The sequence below is a fragment of the Paenibacillus sp. S02 genome (genome assembly GCF_019454065.1).
Taxonomy (GTDB): Bacteria; Bacillota; Bacilli; order Paenibacillales; family Paenibacillaceae; genus Paenibacillus; species Paenibacillus polymyxa_B.
The window spans coordinates 1,453,222-1,471,124 of record NZ_CP073682.1 but is presented as its reverse complement, the minus strand read 5'-3'; the positions used below and the strand labels follow the sequence as shown (position 1 = coordinate 1,471,124).

Annotated in this window: 18 protein-coding genes; 3 read left to right on the top strand and 15 right to left on the bottom strand. The window is 42.1% G+C overall.

Annotated features, from left to right (window positions below):
* The 5 genes from KAI36_RS06405 to KAI36_RS06385 all read right to left on the bottom strand — a co-directional run bounded on the left by KAI36_RS06405 (position 1) and on the right by KAI36_RS06385 (position 5,499).
* Positions 1 to 1,365, bottom strand: coding sequence for an HlyD family secretion protein (locus KAI36_RS06405; RefSeq protein WP_023987577.1), 1,365 nt, complete (start codon positions 1,363 to 1,365; stop codon positions 1 to 3).
* A gap of 23 nt (positions 1,366 to 1,388) precedes the next feature.
* A complete protein-coding gene (locus KAI36_RS06400; protein ID WP_220027288.1) occupies positions 1,389 to 1,973 on the bottom strand; it encodes a TetR/AcrR family transcriptional regulator in 585 nt (194 codons plus the stop codon).
* A 255-nt stretch (positions 1,974 to 2,228) separates the two neighbouring features.
* Positions 2,229 to 3,590, bottom strand: coding sequence for an ABC transporter substrate-binding protein (locus KAI36_RS06395; RefSeq protein WP_220027287.1), 1,362 nt, complete (start codon positions 3,588 to 3,590; stop codon positions 2,229 to 2,231).
* A gap of 125 nt (positions 3,591 to 3,715) precedes the next feature.
* On the bottom strand, positions 3,716 to 4,537 hold the full coding sequence (locus KAI36_RS06390) for a carbohydrate ABC transporter permease (RefSeq protein ID WP_025721535.1): 822 nt from the start codon (positions 4,535 to 4,537) through the stop codon (positions 3,716 to 3,718).
* Positions 4,534 to 5,499: a carbohydrate ABC transporter permease gene (locus KAI36_RS06385; RefSeq protein ID WP_023987573.1), complete on the bottom strand. Its 966-nt coding sequence runs from the start codon at positions 5,497 to 5,499 to the stop codon at positions 4,534 to 4,536. The genes KAI36_RS06390 and KAI36_RS06385 overlap by 4 nt, the downstream gene beginning before the upstream one ends.
* Positions 5,500 to 5,691: 192 nt before the next feature.
* On the opposite strand from KAI36_RS06385, the gene KAI36_RS06380 reads away from it, so the two are divergent.
* Complete coding sequence (locus tag KAI36_RS06380; protein WP_220027286.1) at positions 5,692 to 6,012, top strand: hypothetical protein; 321 nt, start codon at positions 5,692 to 5,694, stop codon at positions 6,010 to 6,012.
* 114 nt (positions 6,013 to 6,126) lie between these two features.
* Here the strand turns inward: KAI36_RS06380 and KAI36_RS06375 are convergent, their stop codons facing one another.
* A complete protein-coding gene (locus tag KAI36_RS06375) occupies positions 6,127 to 6,501 on the bottom strand; it encodes a PH domain-containing protein (RefSeq protein ID WP_220027285.1) in 375 nt (124 codons plus the stop codon).
* A gap of 371 nt (positions 6,502 to 6,872) precedes the next feature.
* Here KAI36_RS06375 and KAI36_RS06370 point away from each other — a divergent pair, with 371 nt between their 5' ends.
* Complete coding sequence (locus tag KAI36_RS06370) at positions 6,873 to 7,661, top strand: polysaccharide deacetylase family protein (protein ID WP_220027284.1); 789 nt, start codon at positions 6,873 to 6,875, stop codon at positions 7,659 to 7,661.
* A 293-nt stretch (positions 7,662 to 7,954) separates the two neighbouring features.
* Here KAI36_RS06370 and KAI36_RS06365 read toward each other — a convergent pair whose 3' ends face one another.
* The 3 genes from KAI36_RS06365 to KAI36_RS06355 all read right to left on the bottom strand — a co-directional run bounded on the left by KAI36_RS06365 (position 7,955) and on the right by KAI36_RS06355 (position 12,268).
* Positions 7,955 to 9,283, bottom strand: a complete 1,329-nt coding sequence (locus tag KAI36_RS06365) for a prolyl oligopeptidase family serine peptidase (protein WP_220027283.1) — start codon at positions 9,281 to 9,283, stop codon at positions 7,955 to 7,957.
* A 101-nt stretch (positions 9,284 to 9,384) separates the two neighbouring features.
* Positions 9,385 to 10,266 carry an AraC family transcriptional regulator gene (locus KAI36_RS06360; protein ID WP_220027282.1) on the bottom strand — a complete coding sequence of 294 codons (882 nt, stop codon included), beginning with the start codon at positions 10,264 to 10,266 and terminating at the stop codon, positions 9,385 to 9,387.
* A gap of 1,057 nt (positions 10,267 to 11,323) precedes the next feature.
* Entirely contained in the window at positions 11,324 to 12,268 is a 945-nt protein-coding gene (locus tag KAI36_RS06355; RefSeq protein WP_076294990.1) for an MBL fold metallo-hydrolase, read from the bottom strand.
* A gap of 229 nt (positions 12,269 to 12,497) precedes the next feature.
* On the opposite strand from KAI36_RS06355, the gene KAI36_RS06350 reads away from it, so the two are divergent.
* A complete protein-coding gene (locus tag KAI36_RS06350) occupies positions 12,498 to 12,905 on the top strand; it encodes a MerR family transcriptional regulator (RefSeq protein WP_064798174.1) in 408 nt (135 codons plus the stop codon).
* A gap of 764 nt (positions 12,906 to 13,669) precedes the next feature.
* Here KAI36_RS06350 and KAI36_RS06345 read toward each other — a convergent pair.
* The 6 genes from KAI36_RS06345 to KAI36_RS06320 form a co-directional block, all read right to left on the bottom strand.
* Positions 13,670 to 14,092: a hypothetical protein gene (locus tag KAI36_RS06345; RefSeq protein WP_372239070.1), complete on the bottom strand. Its 423-nt coding sequence runs from the start codon at positions 14,090 to 14,092 to the stop codon at positions 13,670 to 13,672.
* Between the two features lie 73 nt (positions 14,093 to 14,165).
* Positions 14,166 to 14,369 (bottom strand): hypothetical protein, encoded by a 204-nt coding sequence (locus tag KAI36_RS06340; protein ID WP_220027281.1) that lies wholly within the window; start codon positions 14,367 to 14,369, stop codon positions 14,166 to 14,168.
* A 176-nt stretch (positions 14,370 to 14,545) separates the two neighbouring features.
* Complete coding sequence (locus KAI36_RS06335; RefSeq protein WP_220027280.1) at positions 14,546 to 15,961, bottom strand: tetratricopeptide repeat protein; 1,416 nt, start codon at positions 15,959 to 15,961, stop codon at positions 14,546 to 14,548.
* 304 nt (positions 15,962 to 16,265) lie between these two features.
* Positions 16,266 to 16,829: a hypothetical protein gene (locus KAI36_RS06330; RefSeq protein ID WP_258382261.1), complete on the bottom strand. Its 564-nt coding sequence runs from the start codon at positions 16,827 to 16,829 to the stop codon at positions 16,266 to 16,268.
* A gap of 156 nt (positions 16,830 to 16,985) precedes the next feature.
* Positions 16,986 to 17,486, bottom strand: a complete 501-nt coding sequence (locus KAI36_RS06325) for a hypothetical protein (protein WP_220027279.1) — start codon at positions 17,484 to 17,486, stop codon at positions 16,986 to 16,988.
* 145 nt (positions 17,487 to 17,631) lie between these two features.
* Complete coding sequence (locus tag KAI36_RS06320) at positions 17,632 to 17,850, bottom strand: hypothetical protein (RefSeq protein ID WP_220027278.1); 219 nt, start codon at positions 17,848 to 17,850, stop codon at positions 17,632 to 17,634.
* Positions 17,851 to 17,903: the final 53 nt, after the last annotated feature.

Sequence of the window (17,903 nt, the reverse complement as noted above, 5' to 3'; positions counted from 1 at the left end):
TTACTGCGCCCCTTTGCCTGTAAACAGAACCGTGGAGCCCGTTGGAACCGAAGCAGCAAGGTCTGGCAATGCTACTTTAACACCGAAGGAACGGACATCCTTGTCACCGGAGCTTTGGCTCGGTTTTTGAATGGCAAAGTCCGCAGCCGATTCTAACAGAATGACTTTACCCTTCAGCTCCTTACCGCCAGACAGCAATTTAATTTGGACGGTATCCCCTGCTTGAAGACCGTTCAGAGACGTTTCAGGTACATAGAATTTTGCCCAACGTTGTGTCGAAGTTTCAATGGTATAGACCGGGAATCCTGCGCTAGCCATTTCACCTAGGCTAAGCGACTTGGATTTTATGATTCCATCTTCTGACGCATATAGCGTAGTGTAGCTCAAATAGGTCTGAGCCTCTTGAAGTGCTGCTTCCGCTTGGGCTACCTGAGCATTGGCACCTGCAACCGCAGATTGAGCCTGCTCAACTGTGGATTGCGCCGCCTTCACAGCGGATTGCGCTTGCTCTACCGAAGCCTGAGCAGCTTTGACATCTTCCTGTTGCACAGCAACTTTGCCCGCTCCTGCCTGTGCTTCCTTCACCGCAGCCAAGGCTTGACGGTATTGAGCTTCAGCCGCCGTAATTTCCTCCTTGCGGCTTCCCTCCCGTGCCATATCCAATTTTTGCGACTCTGCATTATACTTGGCCACTGCCTGTTGATGTTCCAATGTCGCTTGATCCAAAGATGCCTGGGTTGCTGCTCCGGCTTCTTGAAGCTTTTTGGCACGCTCCAGATTTTTAACGGTCAGGTCCAGCGTTTCCTTGGCTATCTTCACAGATACTTGCAATTGCTCAAGCTCCTGCGGTCTTGCCCCGCTCTTGAGGGCATCCAGTTTTGCCTTGGCGGCGTTCGCAGCCGCTTTGGCCTGTTCAATCTGGCTGGAGGAAGCCTCAGCGGTCACACTGACCGATGTCGTACCTTGGCTCTTCTTGGCCTGAGCGGCGCTCACAGTAGCCTGTGCCTGACCTACGCCTGCTTGAGCCTGCAACACTCCAGCTTTTGCTTTGGATACATTACTCTTGGCTGCCAACAATGCCGCCTGTGCCTGCTTCACCTTATCTTCCAACTCGCGACTTTCCAGATGGGCTAACACCTGCCCCTTTTTAACCTGATCGCCTTCTTTGACGAGCATCTGGTCAATCCGTCCTGCCATTTTAAAGCTGGCATTGAGGGTATCCGACTCCACATAAGCCGTAGGAATGGAAGAAGACTGATCCGCAGACAAGCTGCTTCCACCCCGTGGAAAAGCAGTCAAGGCATATATTCCAACCGCGATTAAAATAATAAGTACGACGTAAATCGTATATTTTTTAGCTTTCATGTTCTCATCACTCCATCTGTCTATTAATGTTGCATGCCCAATGCATTACACACAAATACTTCAATACTTTCTCGAACCTCTTGCAGATTCATCGTTTCGCCCCAAACCATAGACCGCATTGGAGCAAAAATATAAATCCCAAATAAGCAATTGGCTGTTGTTTTGGCATCCAGCTTACTTGAAATTTTCCCATATAACTTACCGGAATCAATCTCTGCCTCCATAAAATCAAAATAATCAGCCAGCACCTGCCTAATATTAAAATGCTGCTCTTGCGAAACCCAGCCCTTACTGACCAATAGACGGCAAAAGTCCGGCTCTCTCACAATAAACTCAATATGTACTTGGATCAGCTTACGAACCCTAAGCTCCACCTGATCTTTAGGAGTATGAGCCATTGCTTCATGGATATCCCGGACAAAACGCTCCATCCCCATCTTCAAAATGTAAATGTACAATTCTTGCTTGTTTTTAAAATTGTAATACAGGGTGCCCTTAGCTATGCCGCATACCTTGGCGATTTCCTCCATATTTGTTTCATTAAAGCCTCGTTCGGAAAAAGCTTTAAGTGCGCCGTTAAAAATAATTTCCTTTGTCTGCTGTTTCATGCTTCCTCCTTTTTTGAACTGACCGTCCAGTACAAAAATTATGTATTCATTATAAGCCCATTTTTAGTTATCCAGCAATAGGAAAAATGAAAATAATTCATTTTAGACATTCCGTCTAAACACTCATTCTAAAAATGAAAATGCAAAAACGGATCGAATAAGTGAGGGGGTCACTCATTCGATCCGTTATGTCATAAAATCGGATGATAAGGGGGCCATTCTACAGATTATCAACCGATTTTAAGGGAAGGCCAACTATTTTTTTACGGTTTGATTGTATTGAGCAATTTTGCCTGTAATTTCTTGTGCAGCTTGATCCAATGCCTGTTTTGGCTGTTGCTGACCACTCAGAACGGCCTCAATTGCACCTTCTACGATTTGACGCGCTTCTGGGAATACACCCATCACTGCGCCCTGTGTAGCGGTGGATTGTGCCGATGCGTGCAATTGGTCAACCGCCGTCTGGAATTGCGGATATTTTACCATATTGTCTTTGAGTACCTTCTCGTCATAGGCTGCTTTCGTGATCGGGAAGTACCCGGTATTTACACTCCATTGTGCCTGTACAGCTGGGGAAGCGACGAATTTAATGAACTCCCATGCTGCCTTCTGCTGAGCTTCGGGCTTGTTGTTCATGATGTACAAGCTTGCGCCGCCTACAACCACGCCGCCTTCTTTAGCCTCATTGGCTCTTGGCAAGAATCCTGTGCCTACTTCAAATTTATCGCCAACCTGCTCCACAATATTACGTAGCGAAGCGGTGGAATCCAGCGTCATCGCAATTTGTCCTGCGGAAAAAGCCTTTGCCGTATCGTCCGAGTTACGTCCCAGATTGGATACAACCTTTTCATCGATCATTTTCTTCCACCACGTCAGCGTTTTTACACCGGCATCCGAATTTAGCATGGATTCCGTTGCCGCTTGATCACGACCATTGCCATTATTCACATAATCCGCGTTCTGATTGGCAAACAGTTGCTCCATGAACCAGCCGTAGATGGCAATGGAAGCACCGGATTTACCATCCTTGCTCAAGGCTTTTGCAGCCTTTTCGAACTCATCATACGTTTTCGGAGGATTAGCTGGATCAAGTCCTGCGGCTTTGAACGCGTCCTTGTTGTAATATAAAATCGGGTTTGACGTATTGAACGGCATGGCGTTCAATTTACCATCAATCGTGTAGTATCGTGTAATATTCGGCTCTAGCTGCGACAGATCAAACTTATCTGCATCAATAAATTGTTGTACGGGTGTGATCATTTTGGAGTCGATCATAAATTTACTGCCGATTTCGTATACCTGAATGATGTCCGGTCCGCTATTGGATCCAAGCGATGCTTTCAGCTTGTTCAAGCTGTCATCATATTTGCCTTGATATACTGGCTCTACCTGAATGTCCTTATGACTGGCGTTAAAGTCAGCAGCGATCTGCTTGATTGCTTTTTCACCGTTACCGGACATCGAATGCCACCAAGTCAGCTTCACTGGAGAAGCCGCTGCTGCCCCATCACTACCATTACTCGGCTTCTCTGCAGCAGTATTGCTACAACCTGCTGCAACCACCATGGCAGTCAGAATAAGCAGGGTCAATGCACTTTTCAGACGAAAAAATCTCATAATCTCTCTTCTCTCCCTTTGATTAAATGATTCTTGAATTAGCATTCTCTTGCGATATTCTTGTGTGTTGAAGCTCTGTATATGGGCTGCTTGCGCAGGTGTTGCTTTTCATTTGACAAATGTGCTCAGCCTTTAAGCGCACCCGCTGCCATTCCACGAACCAACTGTTTTAGTCCAAAGATCAGCAGAAGCAGAGACGGTAAAATGACTAGGGCCGTACCCGCAAATACCAGATTCCATGAAGTCGATTCCTGAAATTCGAGCATGGAGATTCCGATCTGTACCGTACGCATATTCTCGCTATTGGTGATCAGTAAAGGCCAGAGGTACGAATTGTACATATTCAGGAACGAATACACAGCCAGTGTTCCGAGCGCAGGGCGCGATAACGGAAGCACATGGAACAGAAAGTAACGGATATGCCCGCACCCATCCATACGAGCCGCCTCAAACAGTTCCTTGGGAAGCTGGAGAAAAAATTGCCTTAATAAGAATGTCCCGAATGCCGTCGCCAGAAAAGGAACCGTCAATCCTTGATATGTATCAAGCCAGTTCCAGCTTCGTACCGTCAGGTAGTTCGGAATAATGGTCACTTCCCAAGGGATCATCATCGTCGCTACAAACATGCTGAAAATGAAGTTTTTCCCCTTGAATTCCATTTTGGCAAAGGCGTAGGCCGCCAAGCTGGCTGTAATCAGCTGCCCAATCATGGTCAGACCCGAAATGAGAAATGTATTTCCAATAAAGGCTGCAATCGGAACAATTTCAAACACTTCAGTGAAATTCGCCATATGAAAAGAATGTGGAAGAAAGCTTGGTGGATAAGCGCTTGCTTCCTCCGGCGACATGACTGCCATAAAAAACGTATATATAACCGGATACAAAATGAGAGCAGCTGCAATCGTAAGCAGCACATACAGCAGTGTTGAATTTAGGTGTCGTTTCATTGGTAATGCACCTTTCTTTCCACCCATTTGAACTGAATCATCGTGAGCAGCAGAATGACAGCAAACAAGACAATCGCCTGCGCGCTCCCCGTACCGAACCGGAAATTAACGAAAGCTTCCTGATAGATGGAATACACGAATACATTCGTACTGTTCACCGGGCCGCCTTTGGTCAAAATGTTAATTTGAGCAAAAGACTGGAAGGCTCCAATGATGGAAACTACAGTCACAAAAAAGATTGTCGGTGATAACAGTGGCATGGAGATACGCCAGAACGTGACGAGCGGGCCAGCTCCGTCCATTTTGGCACTTTCATACATGTCATCTGGAATCCCTTGAAGTCCGCTTGATAAGATAATGTAATTGAAGCCTAGATTCATCCAGATGGTCATCATGGCTACTGAGAACAGCGCCCAATCCGGGCTGGTCAGCCATGGAACCGGATTGATATGTAGTAGGGAAAGCACATAGTTGAACATCCCCAGTGTCGGATGAAAAAGAAATTTCCAAATGACCGCAGATGAACCGACCGACAACACCATCGGCAGCGAAAAGGCAAACTGGAAGATACGCATTCCCCGTAATTTACTGTGTGTAAGTGCAGCCAGTACCAGCGCCAATAAAATACCTACTGGTACTGTTAGCAGTGCAAACAGGAGTGTCACCTTAATCCCTTGCAGAAACAGTCCCGAGCTGAAAAGTGTAGTGAAATTATCTAACCCCACATAAGCTGCAACGTTTCCTGCGGGATCTGTAGAATGCAAGCTGAGATAAACGGACTTGATCATCGGATAAAACATAAATACAGCAAACAAAATAAGCGATGGAGCCAAAAAGGTATACGCCAGCGCGTTTTCGCGCAGTCTTTGAATTTTTAGCGAACCCGTGCGTATGCGGGCTTTAGACGAAGTCTGTTGCTGACTCCTCGTCCCCAGTCCCATAGATTTGTTAAGCTCACCCAAAACGGATCGCCCCTTTCTTTTCAAACCAACCTCAGTAAGTGTATCGTTTCGATGTAAAGGGAACGTCAAGTGGGCTGGAGTAAAATGTTAATGTTTTTTCTTTTTGTAAAAGCAACTCTCTATAGGTATGAGCACAAAGACATAGACTCCTGCATACGATGCATCATTACATGGTATGGAGGTTAGAGGCGAATGCCGTACAACACCGTCAGTCCGCAAACTTTATATCAAGCTAGACCGGAATTACAGGCGGAACTCAATAATATCCGCGATCATTTGCATTATCAATTAAGCCCCTACATGAATCACACGGTTAGAGTACAAACGATGGATCATCAAGTATATGAAGGAACGATTGTGCACATCGATGCGGATCATTTATATCTGAGAGCCCCTCAGCAATATCACTCCCCCTTCTCAGGCACCACAACCCCTGATCGCTCCTATGCCTACAACAATGTCATTCTGCCGCTGGTATTATATAATTTATTGGTTATAACCCTGTTGAGTTAGCGCTCGATCCCTATCTCTCTCTAATTAAAAGACAAAAAAACCTCCAAATTCTGTAAGGAGCCTTCTTGGCACATTACGAAGTTGGAGGTTTTAGTTATTCGTTTTCCATAATCATTAGTTCTCACAAGAGATACCTGCTTCTTGCTCTAGTACAGCTACAAAGCCCTCTATACAATCTCCACTCGGCAGGTGGGTGAACACCTCGTTCACACCCTGATTGATCAGCGTGATGTTCCCCCTAGAATCCGACAAATCCTTATCTAGCTTAGCCAGTGAAATATGGTGATAATTGATGAACTTGACCCAAGGAGTACCCATAGTGCAGGAATAAAAGATGATTCGTTCGGACGTCACTGCCAGCATTCCATGAAGCGATATCTTCTGGGAGCTCTGTTGCAAATCATACGTACACCCCATATATGATCGGATGTGTTCGCCCGCTTCTAATGTCAGACTAATAGCCCGCAACTCTTTTTCATTTGTTTTCATCCCGTCTCATCTCCTGTTCGAAGTTCAGGAACGAGTCGCAGTTCCTTGACCTCAGATCAGCTTTTGCGGCTTGTCCCGTCGACCTCTTCATTTTTCGTCAGATTAAGACTCTCACGAACTGGACAATGACCTACCTCAACTGCACATTGAAACCAAGGATGGATATGTACAACTTAACATGGGTACAGGATGTTATCAACAAGCAAGCTATCACTCTTTTTGAGCATAACTCCGTAATCTGCGCCTTGCTGAAGAAGCAATTAGATCTAATTTTAAGTGATTGGAATTGATGAATTTCAGAAACGAGGAATGGTATATGCTTCTTCTTGGCAAGCTAATGTGAGAATACGTTAGAACGGAGAAGAAGCCTTATGAAATATAACCGTTTGCTGTGCGCTGGAATCGCTGTTTCTTTACTCTGTATCAGCTCTTGTCCCACTCCATCTACCAATGCACAAGCCCCATCATACGCCTCCCCTACTCCTACAAAGGGAAGGGCCTATTACGAAGAACGGGGCGACATTGTATGGGAAGTTCCTACCCATCGTAAGCTTATCGCTCTCACATTCGATGACGGACCGGACGAAAGCAACACGCCTGCCATTTTGGATTTGCTTAAAGAATATGATGCTAAAGCGACATTTTTTGTCGTCGGCAGTCGTGTAGAAAAGCTGCCTCACCTTGTCAAGCGGGAACGAGAAGAAGGGCATGAAATTGGCAACCATACCTTCCTTCACTCATCCTTTCAGTATATTTCCCGCAACAAAGCTCTGTCCGAATTGGATCAAGCTCAGGCGAGCATTGTTCAGGCAACTGGCACGGGAACCCATCTTTTTAGGCCGCCCGGCGGCTCCTATACTGATTCGCTGGTTAAGCTCTCCAAGGAGAAAGGGCTGAAAATTATTTTATGGTCCTGGCATCAGGATACCTTAGATTGGCGAAAGCCTGGTGTGCATCGCATCGCTAATAAGGTCCTTCGCAACGCCCGTAACGGCGACATTGTCCTCATGCACGATTATGTACATCAAAGTACACAAACCGTTGAAGCCTTGAAAATTATTCTCCCCGAGCTCAAGAAGAGAGGTTATACCTTCGTTACGGTATCCGAATTACTCTCTAATCGGGAAAAACCGGATGGGCTGATTGAAGTGAATAAGTAAAAGAGAGCAATAAAACTCCGTCAATTATTTGTTGACGGAGTTTTATACATGAGGATTTTGCGAAAACCCAATAAGGAACTGATAATACTCCGAGCGATAATGTGTTGTTAACGAATGACTCAGAGAATGTACGGTAAGGCTGGCTTCCCAAAAGCATAATCTATTTTTCAATAGTTTTTCATTGAACTTTAAAGAAGCCTATTACATCATATTGCTATTTTCATTTGCTTAGATTAGCCATATTCACTTGAATCGTGGTTTAAATACCCATTTTATTTACATAGCTATACCTTTTAGTCCAATGTTTTGGAGGCCAGCCATTGCATCATGGTTGTTTTCTTTCCGTCAATCACCTTCGATACTTCGTTGTTATACACGTAAATCCAGGACCAGTGGCCGTTGTATTCATACGGTGTTTGGTCGCTCTTCTTGTACAAACCAGAAGTATCCACTACGTTATCAAATAACGACATATGAACATCCTTTGCTCCGGCATTCACTAAACGGTTGTAGGTCGGAATCGTATAATCGTTGGGCGGTACTACGGTGTCGGTTTTGGCAGCCACAAACCAGATCGGCAGGTCCTTCATTTCGTTAATTTGTTCATCGGTTATAAGGCTATCCTTTAAGGCTTCACAGGCCACCACAGCCGCTGCAAAATAATCTTTATAATCACGGATCATCAGCATAGTCATGTAACCACCGTTGGAGTCTCCGCCAATGTAGATTCGATCTGTATCAATGTCTTTGTTCTTGGCCACGTACTCCTTAATTAAGGACATCAATGCTTGCTCGTACTTGGAGGTTCCATCTCCAAAGCCTGTAAAGCCATCCATCCAGTAGGTTGGGGTCTGAGGTGCCAACACATAAGCCCCGCCAAAATAAGATTGGATATCCTTAGAAGCAAAATTCGCTGCTTTATTTCCGGAAATCGGAATCGTCGGATCGGTACCTCCCTCACCCATACCGTGCAGCCAGATCACTAGAGGGTTTTTCACTTTGTCTTGTGCCGGTGCGTAGTCCACATACGTTAAAGTAACACCGTCAAAAGTAGCTTTGCCAGTTGTAAATTGATCAACCAGCTTCCGTATCTCTCCTGCGGAAGTATCAATCTTCAAGCCGGAAATCGTTCCTGATTTGGTTTTAATAGCTTTTTGCTGCGTGATCGTGTATTTGTTATCATTCCATGCATTAAACCCGGAGCCTGCCGCATCATAATGAATAGCGGAGCTTAGTGTTAAGGCCGGACCGATTTCCATTTCCAATACAACGTAGCTTCCGGTTTTATTTACAGGGTTGCCACTTTTGTCCGATACATAGGCCTTGGTGACTTTCCGGTTGCCATTCTCAATAAAGGGATTTACAAGCCTGTTGTCGCTTCTTCCCACATGGACCTTAAATGTATCCTTTGTTATCGCATCTTTAGGTACTGGCTTACCCAGGTAAACAATGATCTTCGTAATGGCTGCTCCCCAATCCTTAACCTCCGCAACCGTCCGGTATGAGGTGGACTGTATCTTTACATCCTTGGCCCATGCACCGGAGCTGAAAGCAAGAGTCGTACCGATAGCTAAAGTGAGTAACATAGTTGTTTTAGCAGCCTTTTGAAACCGTTTAAACATGATGTCTTACCTCCCAGGTCCATTAATAAAACGCTTACATTATTTATTTTAATAATTTTTTTTATTTGCATCCTGTCTTTTATTAGCCTAATTCAGGTCAATTACTGACTCCTTGCTCCAGAATGCCTCTTGTTCTCTTTTCGATATTGATGCGGTGTTGCCTGAAAAACCTTCTTAAATACCCTGGCAAAAGACTTCTCGTTCGGAAATCCGTGCTCCAGCGCAATTTGTATAATGGAATGATCCGTATTCATAAGAACACGATAAGATCTCTCCAGACGGATGGCATTGATATATTGAAATAGGGTCATCCCTACATGCTTGACAAAAAAACGGGACAAATATTCGGGAGACAAACTAAAAACCTGGGCTATCGAATCCAAGGATAAGCTTTGATCGTAATTCTCTTTGATATAATTGGTTATCAACGTCAGCCGCTCCAAATATTTATCGGAGTTAAAGCCACGGATAGATTCATTATCAATTTTAAAATGCATTAATAACAGATACACCAGTTTATAAGATAGCGATGTTAAATGGATATGTGCTAAAGAGTCATTATGCTGGTTGAGATAAGCCACAAATAAGGTGTTTAACAAATCACGCAGCTCCGCAAAATGCTGTAATCTCTGCTCGTTAGTTTCGAAAATGGATATACAGTCAAATGAAATGGGGTTACTGTCGTTAACATTTGCTCCAATAAATTCAGAAGGAATCAGAACGGTTATAGCCTCTCTTCCTTTTCCCTTAGCTACAGAAAAGGAATGAATGGCATTCGAATTAATGAGCACAATATCTCCTTCTTTGGAGCTATAACTCGCGCCATCAATATAGATATTATCGATTCTTCCTGAAAGCACATAGGATATTTCGATGCTGTCGTGCCAATGCCCAGGTATGTACGCTGGTTCATTTGAGGAATGAACTATAATTTTTAACGGAAAATGATTGTCTGCCTGGACCAGCTCATATTTGTATTCCAAATTTGTCGCTCCTCTCAGATGTGAACATATAAATAGAAGAAAATGGCTTCAGCAGAGTGCCGAAACCACTTGTATTTAACCTTCCTCTCTCTATAAACAAAAAAACCTAAGTATAACAAAATACATAAGATCCTTAGATCTTAACATTTTGTTCCTTAGGTTTTGCCTGCGTAACAGTAACAATCCTAATACTATTCATTTAATTAAGCTAAGTATATAGTGGGTTGAAATCCATGTCAACGCTTTCATATTAAACGTAATGAAACAAAAAAATCTTATAAATCATGTGTAAATATAACACTGCATTTTTGATCATTATAAAAGGCTGATTATGAGAGAGTCCATAATCAGCCTTTGGTTATATGCTATGTGGTCAAACAGGGCTTCTAATCATAGAAGCCCTTGATGCATAAGGTTTTTTCAAACCTATTACATCATTCCGCCCATCTTTGATTTACTCTCGCAGAGGAACGTCGTAAAACTTATCTTCTATTGTATAGCTTGTTTGGGCTTATCTTCAGAAAGTTTTATTCGTCTACATCCGCCCTCATTCGCCGGAATTGTGATTTTTCATGTGATTTTTTGTGATTCAAATAACCATGTTGCCCCCCACATAATTCATTCTAATCAACAACTTCCTTACAATTGTATAATGGGGTATACAAAGTAGCAATGATATTTCTGAGAATTTAATTTTCTAAAATATCTCACCTTCTCTTGACGGCATAGGTATGCTCTATCCCGCTCCCAACTCTCCAGAATGACGATATCTCGTAGTGTAGACTTATCCGGCCCCATAATATAGTTATTTTGCTCTAAAGCAAGCAACTAACTTTTATGCTTTCTGTACACCTCCGCGTCTTTATCTCCAGAACTAACATATTAAGGCAGCCTGCTGAAAAGTTGTAGACTGAACGGCGATGTTAAGCTAACGTGGCAGGTTAACCTAACAAGCAGACTGCCAATTACGTTTGAAAATACCCAAACGTGCTGCCGGGTTGACATTCAGAACTGGCTTTGTGAATCTGGTGGAGTTAAAGGGAGTGCTAGTTGTGTCTCATCTATTATTTTGAACAAGCATTGTATTGAAGAGCCAGCGAAAATTCCATCTGAAATACTGAGCTAGATGCCAATCTTCATAGCCATTTAATACACCTTCATTTAACCAGTAAGACTCTGGTTTTCCGCTCGTCGCAGCTTCAGACACATAAGCGATCGTTTTTTCTAAAAAGCGAATGACATCTAGGATTTTATCTGGAGTGGACACATCTCCATGCCCGGGAATGACAGTATCTACCTTCAGATCTCTTTGAATGCGTCTAAGGATGCGTATCCAAGCGTAGGGATTACCGTATGGCATGACCGGAATCGTCTTGTTGGTTATTAAATCACCAGCAATCAAGGTTCGTTCTTCAGGCACGTAAATAACGGCATCGCTTAAAGAATGGCCGCCTCCGTAAGATAAAACTTCGACAGTGCGTTTTGCTCCTTTTATAACTAGTTTATCGTCAAAAGTTATCGTGGGTATCACCCTACGAAGGGAAGGGATAGCATCATACAGGGCTCTCTGCACGGAAAGATCATAGCCGATTTCGGTTAACATGTGCGGATTTTTTTCTTGTGAACGTACTTGATGTAGGCTATTTATTAACTTCTGAATGTTTTGTTGCATTAGATCAATATTCACTTTACCCATTTCAGATAGCAAATCTCTTGTCCAAACGGTAGATATAAAATCACTTTCCATGAATTCCTGATTGCCGTTGACATGATCTCCATGGAAATGAGTATTGATCACATATTTAATTGGTTTATTCGTTAATTGTTCTGCGGTTTGACGTAACAAAGCACCAGAATGCGGTAGGTTGGTTGTGTCCACAACAACGGTCAAATCCCCAATGTCAATAATTGCTGCATTCCCCAGCGAACCACTACCAGGTACCGAAATAGCACCCCAGATACCTTCCGCTGCTTGTTGAATCGTGAAATATTTGTTGTTCATTGTTTATGCCTCCATCAAAATAAGTTTGACACCATTTCCTTTTATCTTTAGTTTTTTATGTTTCATGTATATCAATTAGCAACTTTAGCTTACAAGTTAGAGTCAACTAGAAATCAAGCACAAATTTTTGAAATGAAGTTAGAGGTGCAAATATCGACTTCGAGTTGACTTAAAGATGTATAATAGTTTTAAATTTTGGTTTAGAAAAAAGGAGTGACATAAAAAAACAATGCTTACTATAAGTCAAGTATCAGAAAGAACGGGGCTAACTCCTTATACGATTCGCTATTATGAAAAAATTGGAGTGCTACAGGAACCAAATCGAAGAAATGGAAGGACACGCATTTATACCGAAAGTGAGGTTTCATATATACAATGTTTAATTAGATTAAAAAAATTGGGATTGTCGCTTGAGGAGATTACGGAATTTACTCGTGACGGATGTGTACTGGATAAAATTCAAAAAGGGGAAGAAGTTGCTAATTTTACTCCTGCCTTACACATACGGATAGAAATTCTTGAAAAGCATCTGGTGGAACTGAAATCCAAGCGGCAGGAACTTGAGTGCATGATTTCCCTTGCCAACGAGAAGATAGCCCTGTACCAAAAACTTACGAAAGACGATATAGTAATGTAGAAGACCTGGTTCACCACCAGCATATACGATGGCAACAGAATTGATTGAACTAACGGGTAACGTTAGTTCAATGAAATAGCGATAGTCTAGGGCTTTATTTTCCCGTCCTAGGCTACCATTGTTTCTTTTGTTGTAGTTATCAAAACTTTATTTTCATCGAACATTTAAAAAGTGGATTCATAGCACCTTGAATGTCCGTCTGTAAACAATTTCTTTAATTAAAAAGCTCTGCCGACCAATTAAGGTTTGCAGAGCTTTTTTATTACTCGACTATTTATTTTTTCTGAATATGAACATCCCAATAAGTGCAACAACTATTATAGCGGGAATTCGCCATGGATTCGGTAGAAATTTTGTTAACCATAGGGCAGCGAATACTGTGGCTATTGTCAAATAGCCTAAGCGTTCAGATGGTTCAAATTTCTTTTTATTGAAGAACACATTCAAATAGCCTATCGGTGGAGTTATGAGGATCATTAAAATTATGACCATTGGTCTTAAATACCACTTTCTTTTCATTCTTCCTCCGTCATTAATCGTTGTTAATCACAGTTATTAAAGGAATATAGCTCGATAGCTCTAGCAATAATATCAGCTAACCATCCCGACACCTAATTCTTCATATCTACTCTAAATTCAAACTGATCAATGAAAAAAGCTCTCCCGACCAATTAAGGGGATTAATTCACTTGCTGGCTTGAACAAACACATAATTAACCTTCCTCACCAAATGGCTTGAAGGACAAGTTGTATAGCAGGGTAATTTAGAGGTTTCCAGGCTGTGAATCAGCTATTCCCCATGTTTCCCCATTAACTTTATAATCACTGCCTCTCCACTGAAGTGTGTAGTTTCCAGAACGCAAACCGTTGGTGATACCTTCATCAGTACTTTTCCAAATAACTGTGTCATGAGGAGCAATTACTAATGCTTCAATATATAGTTTGTTTGAACCGTTATGAGTTAAACTTACTTTTACTGGATGATTAGAGTGATTTTTCATACGAAGTTTAACATGCCCCCATCCCTTAGGGACATCAAAGGACTCTCCTACAGTTGCGCCTCCGCTCGATCTTTGATTAATTATGATGTTTTCGCTAGTTTTACTTGTTGAAGCTGAAGTAGCCCCTACCGTAATCGCCATGCTTAAAGACAAAACCGAGAACAGAAATATTCTTTTCTTCATCATTTTCCCCTTCTATTTTTTGATATGGTCTACCTTAAAGAGACTACCGTCTACAATCTGGTAGGTCCTTTCATATCTACTCTAATTCAAACTGATTCCGCATATAGTACGCTCCGGCAATCTTAATCGTATCGGGCGAAAACTTTTCTACTGTCCCTCCATAGTCTACAACCGATACCACGTCTTCTCCCAATGACTGAACAACGTATACTCTTACCTGGCTTAATGCAGCTGCAAATAGTTCGATATCTGAGTTTAACACTTTATATGTATGGTTCATGCTGATCACCTCGATAATTCATTCGGTGAACGGTGTGGTAATTCCTTCAATAAAAAATCCCCACCCACCAGTTAAGGTTAGCGGGGATTTGCACTGCTTACGTTTAAGCGCCCCCATGCTGTACTTGAGGCCGTATATCATGCGAGTGAACGGGTACAGTAACGATAAATAAAAAGCTAGCCGCGATGATCAACAGTACCATTTTTTTTAACATTGTTCATCCACACCTTTTCAATGAGATTTAAAAATGCTGCTTTGGTTTCAGGAACTGCATGATCCCGAAAATGTAAAAATAGCCCCATACAATTTATAAAATAAGTCTCATTATTTAGTGTATGATAACTTACCATTGAATACATCAAATGTTTAAAACCATCATCGTAAAAACTTCGATGTAAATAATAATGAGCTAACTCGTAACCACACCACGCAAAATAATCTGGTACCACTTGTTGAGTATACATATCACTTGATGAGTGTTGCGATAATGATACCATGTCCGCTTCAAAGCGTTTAATTATATTACTAACATCGATATCATATCGGTTAGCCGCTATCATAATATTCAGCAGTTGGATGACCCTGTCTTCTTCAGTTGTATCCTCCGCCGTATCAATATATTCAACATAATCTTGTAGCATCTTTGTATCTCCGGATAAAAGCTTATTCACAATAACATTAGCTTTTGCCCAGTGCTTAAACAAGCCAATCCAGTGTTGGGTATCTTCATCTGTTTCTTTAACCCAATCTAAATTAGCATAGGCGTATGTATATTGTAGAGCTTGTTGATAATCGCCTTGGGCTTCATAGACACTTGCACACAGCAGGTCAGCATAGGAAATGTATACAAACAAAGGACGAGTCAGCTTCTTAGTAGATTCATTACGTTCTCGACTCTTCTGTTCATGTTTCAAAATATATTGAATTTCCGCTTTAGCTCTCATTATTCTTGCTACTTCCTCAACCTTGTCCCATTTACGCAAAGACCTGTACACGTTAGCTAAATCCTTCAGTGCGTCAAGTTGGTCCATTTCATCCAGACGTTCAATGTAAGGCTCGAACAACGTAGCTGCCTTGAGATTACGACTTTGATCGTCACCAACTTGAATCGTAAATATACGATACTGACAGACTGCCAATCGTTCTGAATGTTGATATTTCTCCGCTTCAGCTACCCTCTCATAGAGCAGCAATGCAGCCGCGTTTCGTCCCTGTGCCAATAATTCTTCTGCAATTTCAAATAGTTTGGGTGAATATAGTAGATTGTCCATGATGGCTCCCACCACTCGACGGATCGCATCCAACTTGTCCAACTCCGCACAGCGAAACAAAAATGGCTCGATTCGCCTCATATTCGGAGGATGGTCGATGATGTAGTTTTCTATGAACAAGTCATAAAAGTGACCTTCCGGTAAACCCATAGCCTCAGTAATTCGATCCAGTTGGTTAATAGACATAGACTTATTCCCTGTTACAATAGCACTTATTATTCCCCTATTCATGCCTGCAATTTGTCCAAACTGCGCTATGTTCAAACCCTCTTGCTGTAGATATCTGTCTAATTCTGCTCGAATCGTAGGTGTATGCTTCATGTCATAGCCACCCTTCGCATAGAAATTCCAGTATTTTATAATCATTTACTATTTTTGTCCAGCAATTAACCAGTTGTCAATATCTTTTTTTGCGAATTATGTAGAAATACTGCGTTTGTCATAAGAGCACTCCTGTAAACAAAAAACACCCCACTGGCTTTAGCCAGCAGGGTGGGATTACAAACAGATTTTCAAAATTGAGCACAACCGGCTTACCCTTCCATTGCTCCAGCAGCTTCCACGTCACCTCGGGCGTTTTGTAGGTGACTGTTTGCCAGCTACTGGACGATCAACAATTTGTCCATCAGTAGCTTGTGGAGTAAACATGTTCACCAGTAGTTGTTTTACCAGCATCTTGGGTCGCCGTAGTGGATGTATCTGCAGAATCATTTCCTGATACACCCCATGTTGTGACATGCACAATGTCGCCGTTAGCTCTCCATTGTATTTCATAATTTCCTGAGCGCAGCCCTTGTGAAAAAGAATTTACACTATCCCAGAACAATTTTTTATGAGCACCAATAGTCTTAACAATATATTGTTTTCCACTGTCTGTATGCACCAGGCTAAAGGTAATGGTTGAACCACCTCTATTTTTGGCAAAAATTTTAAGATGCCCGTATCCCGGATCTAATACAAAACGTGATACTGGGTCCTTTTTGTCGAAAATGTCATCAAAAACATCTCTTGATTTTTGAGGAGTTATGACTTGGTCACTAATAGTTGATTTAACAGCATTTTTGGTCGCAATACTGGATGTATTTGCAGAATCAGACGCATCTGAACTTGCACAGATCACACTCGGCACAACAACAGCCCCCAACAAACTAATAGATAAGGCTGATGAAAAATTTTTTTTCTTTTTCACCAATATCATTTCTCCTTTGAGTTATAAACGAAGCAAGGAAAGCTTCAAACCGAATGGCCTGAAGCTTTCCTTGCTTCGTTGCAGTATAAGAAACTTCTCCAATCAAGCGAGCTACTAGTTAGCTTTTCTTATACAAAACTTTATAGCTTGGTTTAATTAAAGTTCATCTGGGTTAGTGGCTGATATAGCCCATGCTGAGGCGTCTACATAAGCTCCGCCGGCACGCCACTGTATTTCATATTTTCCTGAGCGCAATCCGCTTGAAAACCCATCTGTGCTATACCAATTAAATGTATCACCAGCACCCACATACTTGGTAAAATAATCTTTCCCACTGTCGACATGCTTTAAGGTAAAAATAAGCGTAGCTTTGGTGTTGTTTCTTACACGAATCTTAACATGACCATATCCAGGATCTATGGAGAACTCTGTTAATGGCGACTTGCCGTCAAGGTTCACATTAAAAAGATCTTTTGTTCTAAAAAGACTTATATCATGATTACCAGGTGTTTTCACCTCATCGTGGGTCGCGTACGTCGATGTATTTGCGGAATTAGTTGCAGCATCTGAATCCGCAAAGATCGCACTGGGTACAGCAATAGCTCCTCCTAGCAAACCCAAAGATAAGGCTGACGCAATTAAATGTTTCTTCTTCATAATACCTCTATTCCTCCTTAATATATTAAACTACCACCTCATTCTACTAAAAGATTCCATGTTTCTAATTTATTTTACAATAAAATCTTAATATTGTTTAATAAATCCATATTTATGCATTAACTAACAAGATTATTATATGCTTTTACAACTCATCCTTTTGAAGCTTTATATCCAGCTCAATCAGACGATCCAAGTCCTGGACCGTCTGCATTTTTATATTTCCAGCTTGCAGGTCTTTGACCCACTGAGCTATGCCAGCCTTAACAATCTTCCGGTACTGCACCTTGCTTTCAAGGATACCTTCTATGATTTCAATCTCGCGTTGTAATGCTGTGTTGTATTGTCCGTCTGCTGTTCCCATTGTCGTATCCCTCGGCTTTCCTATATACTGGAATGCGAGATAGCGGCCCGCCA

Bases quoted from the DNA above. Each gene is read 5' to 3' on its own strand.
- KAI36_RS06325 (WP_220027279.1), bottom strand. From the start codon at position 17,486: ATGAAGAAGAAACATTTAATTGCGTCAGCCTTATCTTTGGGTTTGCTA.
- KAI36_RS06400 (WP_220027288.1), bottom strand. From the start codon at position 1,973: ATGAAACAGCAGACAAAGGAAATTATTTTTAACGGCGCACTTAAAGCT.
- KAI36_RS06345 (WP_372239070.1), bottom strand. From the start codon at position 14,092: ATGATGAAGAAAAGAATATTTCTGTTCTCGGTTTTGTCTTTAAGCATG.
- KAI36_RS06380 (WP_220027286.1), top strand. From the start codon at position 5,692: ATGCCGTACAACACCGTCAGTCCGCAAACTTTATATCAAGCTAGACCG.
- KAI36_RS06340 (WP_220027281.1), bottom strand. From the start codon at position 14,369: ATGAACCATACATATAAAGTGTTAAACTCAGATATCGAACTATTTGCA.
- KAI36_RS06405 (WP_023987577.1), bottom strand. From the start codon at position 1,365: ATGAAAGCTAAAAAATATACGATTTACGTCGTACTTATTATTTTAATC.
- KAI36_RS06350 (WP_064798174.1), top strand. From the start codon at position 12,498: ATGCTTACTATAAGTCAAGTATCAGAAAGAACGGGGCTAACTCCTTAT.
- KAI36_RS06365 (WP_220027283.1), bottom strand. From the start codon at position 9,283: ATGTTTAAACGGTTTCAAAAGGCTGCTAAAACAACTATGTTACTCACT.
- KAI36_RS06335 (WP_220027280.1), bottom strand. From the start codon at position 15,961: ATGAAGCATACACCTACGATTCGAGCAGAATTAGACAGATATCTACAG.
- KAI36_RS06395 (WP_220027287.1), bottom strand. From the start codon at position 3,590: ATGAGATTTTTTCGTCTGAAAAGTGCATTGACCCTGCTTATTCTGACT.
- KAI36_RS06390 (WP_025721535.1), bottom strand. From the start codon at position 4,537: ATGAAACGACACCTAAATTCAACACTGCTGTATGTGCTGCTTACGATT.
- KAI36_RS06375 (WP_220027285.1), bottom strand. From the start codon at position 6,501: ATGAAAACAAATGAAAAAGAGTTGCGGGCTATTAGTCTGACATTAGAA.
- KAI36_RS06320 (WP_220027278.1), bottom strand. From the start codon at position 17,850: ATGGGAACAGCAGACGGACAATACAACACAGCATTACAACGCGAGATT.
- KAI36_RS06370 (WP_220027284.1), top strand. From the start codon at position 6,873: ATGAAATATAACCGTTTGCTGTGCGCTGGAATCGCTGTTTCTTTACTC.
- KAI36_RS06355 (WP_076294990.1), bottom strand. From the start codon at position 12,268: ATGAACAACAAATATTTCACGATTCAACAAGCAGCGGAAGGTATCTGG.